Source organism: Kitasatospora sp. NPDC029312 (assembly GCF_055569215.1).
Map to the genome: position 1 here is coordinate 154,207 of NZ_JBVHXY010000015.1, position 6,635 is coordinate 160,841.

A 6,635-nucleotide genomic window follows, 5' to 3' on the forward strand; every position below is an offset into this window, starting at 1 on the left:
CGCTGTCAGACGCCCGAGGCGAGGTCGTCGTCCGTGCGGACGAACAGCTTGGCGGCGGTCTGGCCGTTGTGGCCGGCCTTCTCGGCGATCGCGCTGACCTGGCCCAGCAGCTTGAGGAGGCCCTTCGTCGGCGGGTTCACCGTCTCGAAGTAGGCGTTGCCGATCTCGTCGTGGCCGGCCGAGTTGGTGTTGAATCCGTCGATCTCGTGGACCCTGCCCTGCATCCTGAGGAGCAGGGCCGACATCTCGGGGTACTTGGAGAAGGCGGACCCCATCTCCGCCGTCGCCTTGAACTCAGCCACGGAACTCCTCCTGCCGCTCGCGCCGGGCCCCGGCGGTGAATCCGGGACGCATCGCCTGGAGCGGGGCGAGCAGTTCGTCGAGCTCGGTGCCGCCGGTCATCGAGGTGCGCAGCGTCTCGCCGAGGCCCTCGAAGGAGCCCAGGGACTCCGTCACCTTGGCGCCCATGTCCGCGCGGGCCCGGTTGAGCACGTCGGCCAGGGCCGCGCTCAGCTGGGCCGGGGCCATGGAGCGGTAGCCGGTGGTGTGGAAGGTGAGCGACACCACCTGGCCCTGCGCGCCGAGGACGGCCGTGACCATGCGGTCCTTGGAGGTGACGGAGACCGTTTCCGCCTGGAGCTTGCGCGTCGCCTCGGCCAGCTTGCCCTGCTGCTCGCGCAGGGTCTCCATGGCCTCTTCGATTTGTTGCGCGAACGGGGAGACCGCCATCTGACGCCTCTCTCGGAGAAGGACGCGCACCGGGCCACACGGGGGCGGGGCCCGGTGCGCATCGGCCTTCGGGTTGCTACTCGGGACAACGGGACGGTCGCCGGGACGCGTTCAGCGCGGGTGCGGTCACCGACCGATGACCCCGCTGACGGCACCCGCATCGGTGCCCCACACCTCTTCGTCCTCGGCCAGCCAGGTGGTGCGCTGGCGCTCCTTGCCGTCCTGCTGGCCGCCCGCACCCGCGCCCATGCCGCCGGGCGGCATCATGGGCGGCATGCCTCCGCCGGTGGTGGTGACGCTGCGGCCCTGGAGCTGAGCCTCCTCCTGGGCCGGGTTGGGCGTCTTCGGGCCGCTCTTCTCACTCAGCGACTGCTGGGCAGCGGCCTTCTTGGCGGTCTCCAACAGGGCGAGGTCCTCGGGAGAGTTGACCGCTCCGCCCTCACGCACCGCCTTGTCGCCGTAGAAACCGCCGGCGAGGGTCAGTGGTGAGCCGGACCCGGTCTCCGGCTTCGGTACGCCCACGTCGGCAAGGGACAGGCGGCTGGCGTCCGACGATCCCGACAGGCCGCTGTCGAGGTTGAAGGAGCCGGGATCGGGCCACCGGTTCCCGCCGCGCAGCGATCCGAGGTCGAACCCGCCGTTGCTGGTGGCGGGGTCGAGCGTGGTCAGGGAGTTCAGGGCGTGTTCCTCGTCGGCGAACAGCTGCTCGTTCGTCGTGACGGGCTTGCCGTCGGCGCCGAGGAGCCGGCCCTCCTTGTCGATCGAGCCCTTCTTGCCCGCGTAGACCGGATTGCCCCTGGCATCCCGCAGCTGCTTGCCGTCCGGGCCGACGACCATCCCGTTCTCATCGATCTTCGAGCCCGGCGGCACCGTGAAGAACCCACCGCCGGGGACCACGGGCGTCGGCGTGCCCAGCTTGGTGCCCTTGGGGACCACCAGCGGCTTGCCGTCCGGTCCGATCACCGGCTTGTGGTCTGGTCCGATCACCCGCCCCTGGCCGTCGATGGTCGAACCGGGCGGGACGGTCAGCGGCTGGCCGTCCTTGCCGAGCAGCTTGTTCCCGTCCTTGTCGAGCAGTGGGATGCGGGTGCCGCCGGTGTTGCCGCCGTTCGGGTCCAGGGTGAGCGGCCCGCCGTGCTTCGGCGGGGGCGGTCCCCCGCCGTTGAGGTGGAGCGGGCCGCCGCCGTGCTTGTCGCCGCCCTTGCCGTCACCGCCACCTCCGCCACCGTCGAGGTTGAGCTTGTCGTTGCCGTCCTTCCCTCCCGGGCCGCCGGCGCCGTCCTTCCCACCCGGCCCACCTCCGTCCGTGCCGCCGGGATTCGGCGGGGCGATGGGGGCCGGTGCGGGGGTCTCGGTCGGGATGTCCGTGTAGAGCGACTCCGAGACGTCGACGAACGCGCCGCTGAGGGCGCCCATGTACCCGATCGCGGCCTTGTCGAGGTTGTCGATGACGTAGTTCTTCCAGAGCTGCTTCGCCCGGCCTTCCACAGCGGAGAGGAACGCGTCGCTCCTCACGTCGAGGCCACCGGAGAGGACCGTGTCATTCCCGTCGGTGCCCTTGCCCAACGTAGGATCTTTGAGCAGCTCCGTCAGCGCGTCCCGCAGACAGGGGATGGGCGAACACCGCGTACTGAAGTTCTTCCAGGCATCACGCGCCTTGATCAGGTTGGTGTACGCGTCCCCCAGGGCCAGCTGCGCCTTGTCCAGCGTGGTCACGGGGTCTCCGTGCCGCTTGATCCGGAACTCCAGGAGCAACAGGGCGTCCTCGATGCCGGCCAGAAACGACTTCAGTTCGCCGGCCGCACTGCCCTGGAAGTCGCTGTCCGCGACGTCGAGGTCGTTCCCCCATGAGTGGATGTCGGACTTCATCAGATCGAGCAGGGCGCCCAGGTTCTTCACCAGATAGGCGCCGGACCGGAGGCTCGGCCGGCTCGTGGCCTTGTTCTCCCCGCCCAAGGTCAGAGCGGGCAGGAAGACGTCCACGTTGTTGACGAACAGGTCCCACTTGTTGTTCGCGAAGTCGAAGCCCGGCTTGTCATCGCCGTTGCCCTTGTAGTTGCCGTTGAGTCCGACGTACCACGTGGAGCCGTCCGACTTCGTCAGGACGGCGGCGACGACGACGTCGTTGTCCTTGCCCTCGGTCAGCAGGGTCCCCGACCGGACGATCGATCCCTTGATCCAGTCCCCGACGACCGCGGGATTGGCCACGTCGTCGCGGGAGACGGGGCTGGGGTTGCCGAAGGCCTTCAGCGCATTTTCCCACGGGTAATCGGCGCCACCGCCACCACCGCCACCGCCACCGCTGCCACCACTGTCGGCCAATCGAATCACCCTCCTGCGGGTCCTGCGAACGCTGTAATCACTGCGAACGACTTGGGTTGCCACCCACGGAAGCCGTCGCGGGCCCGGCGACGACGCCCGGGCCCGCGACACCCCTCAGGGCTTCGGCGGGGCCGGCGGAGGCCCGGGAGGGGGCGTCACCGGGTTGGTCGAGCTCGTGTTCGGCGAGCCGGACAGGATCGTGAACATCTCGGACGCGCTGAGCGCGTGCTCCTCGCCGTCCTTGAACTTCACCGTGGCCAGATCGAGGCCGTCCGACACCCGGTCGAACGACTTGACGAGAACGTCCAGCTGGGCCTTCACCGCCTTGGTGAAGTTCTGGAAGTCCGTCTGCATCTGCGTCGACGTCGGCATCCCGAGCGCGCCCAGCAACTTGCCGTAGCCGTCCGGGTTGTCCACACTCCCCAGGCCCTCCGCGCCGAGCGCGAAGGCCTGGATCTGCCGGACCAGGTTCGTGTGCTTGTCGCCATCCGCGCGCTTGGGCATGTTGTCCGGCGGCGCGTTGCCCAGCAACCAGCTCCGCCAGAGGTCGACCCGCGTCCTGATGGCGTTGAGGCTGTCCTCGGTGGTACGGAACTCCTTGGCCATGCCCGTGCCCCGCTCAGAAGCCCGCGGCGGCGGCCCGGTCGGCGTACCTCATCGCCTCGTTCATCTCGTTGAGGGCCTTGGCGCCGTCGCGCATGTCGTCGTGCATGGCCTCGGAGCTCATCCGCGCGGTGGTCAGGAACTCGCCGAACGCCTGCTTGTACTGGCCGGCGTTCGCCTCCATGCCCTGCAGCTGCCGGATCAGCTCCGTCAGGCCGTTCTGCATGGTCTGGGCCGCGCTGAGCAGGTCCTGGAAGGCCGCGTCGATCGACTCGTGCCTGAGCATGATGTCGGTGGGGCCGCTCATGGGCGCCTCCTCCTCGTGTTCGGTGGGTGTGGTCGTGTTGGCGGGCGCTGGCTACCCGTCAGCTCGCGCCGCCGAGGGCGTGGTAGACGCCGTCCGAGGCGCCCCAGTTGCCGCCGTGGACGTGGGCGTCCTCCTCGGCCTTCGTGAGGATCTGGCGGGCGCTGCCGAGGTCCTGGGTGAGCTTGTCGAAGGCCTGCATGACCCGCTTGTAGTTCACGACCCAGTCGCTGACCTTGTCCTGGAAGGCCTTGCTGGCCCCGGACACGTAGTTGGCGGCGATCTCCATGTTGATCCGCTCGACCGTCTGGCCGGAAGTGATCATCTCCGAGATCTGGCCCTCAAGGCTCTGCAGGGCGTTCTGGATCGCCTGCTGCTCGACATTGAGCATGCCGCCGGGTGCGGGGGTGGCCATCGGAGCTCCTTTCGTTCGTCGGTCTATCTCGTCAACGGAGGCTGTTCGCTGAGGGGTTCAGCCGCAGGCGGGTGAACTCGCGGTGGCGCCGCCAGCGTTGGCGGGCGCGCTCGCGGAGGCGCCCGCGCCCAGCCCCGACGGGTCCAGGCTCGGACCCGTCGGCAGCAGTCCCAGGACGCCCGAGGGGACGGCGACCGGGGTGGCACCGGCGTAGCCGAGCTGTTTGACGGCGGCGGTGGACGGCAGCGGGTAGCGCACGCCCGCCTCCGTCACCAGGTACTCCGTGCTGCCCGTGCCCGCACCGGAGAGCGCCCGGACGAGCGCGCCGCGGCCAGGACGGATGGCGATCAGGTCGGCGACCGAACAGCCCGGCACCGGTGGTGCCGGCGCCCGGCCCGCCGCGGCGTCCGCCGCGGCCAGGACGGTCACCGAGCCGACCGGCGCCCCGGCGCCCACGTGCAGGTCCGCGCACACGCCCTCGTCGCGCAGCGGGGTGACGAGCGTCGGCGGGGACTCCGGCAGACCCGCTGCCGGGGCTCCGGCGCCCGGTGCGGTGTGCGCGGCGAGGTCCGCGGCGCCGATCCGTGCGGGCGCCGGAGCCGTGCCGCCGTACGCCGCGCTCTGGGTGCTCGGATCGCCGATCAGGAGCCCGTACTGCGTCTTCGTCAGCGGTACCAGGCCGTCCCGCTGCAGCACGTAGTGCACCCCGCCGGGGGCTTCGAAGAGCTGGCCGACGCGGGTCGGGCCGCCGGCCAGCGCCGGACCCGGGTCGCCGCGCCCGGGAACGGCGGGGGCGGCGAGGTCGGGCCCGGCGGGCAGCGCGTTGAGCAGCCCGGCCGGTACGGGGAACGGCGTCGTGCCCGAGTAGCCCAGCGCCTGGACCGCCTTGTCCGCCGTGTCGACGCGCAGGCGCTGGCCCTGCCAGAGCAGGTGGACGGCGCCGTCCGGGGTCGTCACCAGCAGGCCCTGGCCGGGGGCCAGCGCCTTGCCCTCCCTCGCCGGGTCCAGCTGCACGCCCAGCTTCGGCGCGGGCGCGCCGCCACCCGGGGCCGGCTGGACCGTCCCGCACACCAGCCAGGTGCCGCCCGCCAGGTCGGCGGCCGGCGGCAGCCCGTCCGGGGCGCCCGCGATGCCGACCGGCGCGCCGCGGGGCGTGTCCGCGAGCGAGGCGCGGCTCACCTCCTCGACGGCCATCTGCTCGCCGGCCACGAGCTTCGCGCTGGTGTCGTTGAGCACCGGGTGCAGCTGCCCGCCGACGTAGAGGTAGCGGGCGCCGGTCTCCTTGACCATCACCAGCGTGCCGGGCTTGGCCCACGCCGTGTCGCCGCCGGGGACCATGACCCCGTACACGGCGGCCCCGAGGCCGATCAGCACGCCCAGCGCGAGCCCGGTCACGGCGCCCCGGGTGGTGCGCCCGGTCGGGGTGTCGGCGGCGTCGGGCTCGGCGCGCAGCATGCCGGAGGCGAGCCTGCTCACCACGAACAGGTGGGCCTGCACCTGGTCGCGTCGGGACTGCATCCATGTCCTCCCCGGGTCTGCGGGCGCCCTGGTGCGCGCCCCTCTCCGTCAACGGGACCGACGGGCGGGCGCGTTCAACGGTGCCGGGCCATTCGCCGGCTACTTGCGGGTAGCCTGCGGCTCACCAGCGATGCGACGGCCGGGTCCGCGCCCTCGGACACGACCCGCGCGACGTCCGCGCGGTCGTGCTCACCCACCTCGACCCGGACCACGCCGGCGGCCTCGCCGACTTCCCGGACGCCGACGTCCACGTGCTCGCCGACGAACTTGGCGCCGCCCATGCCGGCGCCACCTTCAACGAGCGGAACCGCTACCGCCCCCCAGTGGGAGCACGGCCCCCAGCGGGTCGAGCACCGGCCGGACGCCGCAGCGGAGCTGCGCGAGGCGGTGTCCGGGCTGCCGAGGCGACGGTGACTGCGGCAGCGGCATCGCCGGGCCGCAAGCGGGGCGGACAGGGCGCCCTGGTCGCTGAGGGTGCCGTGGTGATCGCGGAGGGTCGGGCACTGCCCGTGAGTCTCCGCCAGGGCCGGGACCGGCGGCGACGTGCGGTTCGCGGGAGTGCGGGTAGAAATGGCGTATGCGTAAGTTGCGCCCGTTGTCGGCGCGGGGTCGCCGGCCGTGGCGGGCGTCCCGCCCTCCGCCGTCCGGTGGCGGGGGGGGGGGGGGGGGGGGGGGGGGGGGGGGGGGGGGGGGGGGGGGGGGGGGGGGGGGGGGGGGGGGGGGGGGGGGGGGGGGGGGGGGGGG

8 protein-coding genes and 1 pseudogene are annotated in these 6,635 nt (G+C 72.2%); 1 reads left to right on the forward strand and 8 read right to left on the reverse strand.

The genetic code is table 11. The features are described from left to right. Nucleotides 1-5 precede the first annotated feature (5 nt). The 8 genes from ACZ4WV_RS15290 to ACZ4WV_RS15325 form a co-directional block, all read right to left on the reverse strand. Nucleotides 6-302 (reverse strand): hypothetical protein, encoded by a 297-nt coding sequence (locus ACZ4WV_RS15290; protein ID WP_465746690.1) that lies wholly within the window; start codon nt 300-302, stop codon nt 6-8. Further along, a complete protein-coding gene (locus ACZ4WV_RS15295; protein WP_465746692.1) occupies nt 295-729 on the reverse strand; it encodes a YbaB/EbfC family nucleoid-associated protein in 435 nt (144 codons plus the stop codon). The genes ACZ4WV_RS15290 and ACZ4WV_RS15295 overlap by 8 nt, the downstream gene beginning before the upstream one ends. A 126-nt stretch (nt 730-855) precedes the next feature. Further along, complete coding sequence (locus ACZ4WV_RS15300) at nt 856-3,051, reverse strand: hypothetical protein (RefSeq protein WP_465746694.1); 2,196 nt, start codon at nt 3,049-3,051, stop codon at nt 856-858. 114 nt (nt 3,052-3,165) lie between these two features. Continuing rightward, nucleotides 3,166-3,657: a hypothetical protein gene (locus ACZ4WV_RS15305; RefSeq protein WP_465746696.1), complete on the reverse strand. Its 492-nt coding sequence runs from the start codon at nt 3,655-3,657 to the stop codon at nt 3,166-3,168. Between the two features lie 13 nt (nt 3,658-3,670). Further along, nucleotides 3,671-3,961, reverse strand: coding sequence for a hypothetical protein (locus tag ACZ4WV_RS15310; protein ID WP_465746698.1), 291 nt, complete (start codon nt 3,959-3,961; stop codon nt 3,671-3,673). Nucleotides 3,962-4,019: 58 nt separating this feature from the next. Beyond that, nucleotides 4,020-4,373 carry a hypothetical protein gene (locus ACZ4WV_RS15315; protein ID WP_465746700.1) on the reverse strand — a complete coding sequence of 118 codons (354 nt, stop codon included), beginning with the start codon at nt 4,371-4,373 and terminating at the stop codon, nt 4,020-4,022. A gap of 57 nt (nt 4,374-4,430) precedes the next feature. After that, nucleotides 4,431-5,891 carry a type VII secretion protein EccB gene (gene eccB / locus ACZ4WV_RS15320; protein ID WP_465746702.1) on the reverse strand — a complete coding sequence of 487 codons (1,461 nt, stop codon included), beginning with the start codon at nt 5,889-5,891 and terminating at the stop codon, nt 4,431-4,433. A 74-nt stretch (nt 5,892-5,965) separates the two neighbouring features. Next, nucleotides 5,966-6,172 (reverse strand): hypothetical protein, encoded by a 207-nt coding sequence (locus tag ACZ4WV_RS15325; RefSeq protein WP_465746710.1) that lies wholly within the window; start codon nt 6,170-6,172, stop codon nt 5,966-5,968. Here ACZ4WV_RS15325 and ACZ4WV_RS15330 point away from each other — a divergent pair. Beyond that, nucleotides 6,077-6,635 (forward strand): annotated as a pseudogene (locus ACZ4WV_RS15330) (hypothetical protein); the annotation flags it as partial. The gene ACZ4WV_RS15325 and the pseudogene ACZ4WV_RS15330 sit on opposite strands and share 96 nt — an antisense overlap.

Coding starts and splice junctions, on each gene's coding strand:
- ACZ4WV_RS15305 (WP_465746696.1), bottom strand. CDS start 3,657: ATGGCCAAGGAGTTCCGTACCACCGAGGACAGCCTCAACGCCATCAGG.
- ACZ4WV_RS15310 (WP_465746698.1), bottom strand. CDS start 3,961: ATGAGCGGCCCCACCGACATCATGCTCAGGCACGAGTCGATCGACGCG.
- ACZ4WV_RS15325 (WP_465746710.1), bottom strand. CDS start 6,172: ATGGGCGGCGCCAAGTTCGTCGGCGAGCACGTGGACGTCGGCGTCCGG.
- eccB (WP_465746702.1), bottom strand. CDS start 5,891: ATGCAGTCCCGACGCGACCAGGTGCAGGCCCACCTGTTCGTGGTGAGC.
- ACZ4WV_RS15315 (WP_465746700.1), bottom strand. CDS start 4,373: ATGGCCACCCCCGCACCCGGCGGCATGCTCAATGTCGAGCAGCAGGCG.
- ACZ4WV_RS15295 (WP_465746692.1), bottom strand. CDS start 729: ATGGCGGTCTCCCCGTTCGCGCAACAAATCGAAGAGGCCATGGAGACC.